Origin of the sequence: Bacteroides sp. D22 (assembly GCF_000163675.1) — a bacterium.
Lineage (GTDB): Bacteria > Bacteroidota > Bacteroidia > Bacteroidales > Bacteroidaceae > Bacteroides > Bacteroides xylanisolvens.
On record NZ_GG774884.1, the window covers coordinates 1 to 571 of the forward strand.

General features: G+C 44.0%; 1 protein-coding gene and 1 pseudogene. Both read right to left on the bottom strand.

The genetic code is table 11. The annotated features are described in order from the left end of the window. Nucleotides 1-257: pseudogene (locus HMPREF0106_RS00020) on the bottom strand (IS66 family transposase); the annotation flags it as partial. 107 nt (nucleotides 258-364) lie between these two features. Next, the coding region (tnpB, locus tag HMPREF0106_RS00015) for an IS66 family insertion sequence element accessory protein TnpB (protein WP_032851733.1) at nucleotides 365-571 on the bottom strand (207 nt) is incomplete at its 5' end.

Here is a 571-nt window from a genome sequence, read left to right on the forward strand (position 1 = left end):
CTGGAAAGCTCCTGTATTTTCTCTTCTGCGGCTGACTTGGCCTCAAGGGTCCGAGAAAGACGGTTGGAAAGCGCCTTGTTGTCATGTCTCATGCTTTTCAGTTCCTCAAGTGCCCTGTCAAGTTTAGACAGGATCTGCATATTACCCGACTGCTGTTCACGCTGCAAGTCGTCAAGCAGGTTTCGAAGCCGCAGGATCTCATCATCCTTTGACAGTAGCTGGGCGATTAATATGTTGATCGTTTCCTTGTCTTCCATGTCGCAAATATACAAAAAAAAACTGACTTATGCAAGACTTTTAATATATTAATATATTGATAGTCAGATATATAACCGCATACAATCGATTCTTCTGTAACCTCGTACTACCCTACGAGTAATTCTTTGCGGACAGTACCCTGGAGCAGAACCACGAGTTTCTCCCAACCGATTTCATAACGATGACTGGCCTTGCAGAAAACAGGCAGGAGGAAACGGTCTTTGTCCAGCTTCTTCCAATAAAGCACGTATCCCCCTGTATCATGATGAAGGATTTTGATGTTCCGCCGGTCCTTACTCAAAAAGATGAAAAT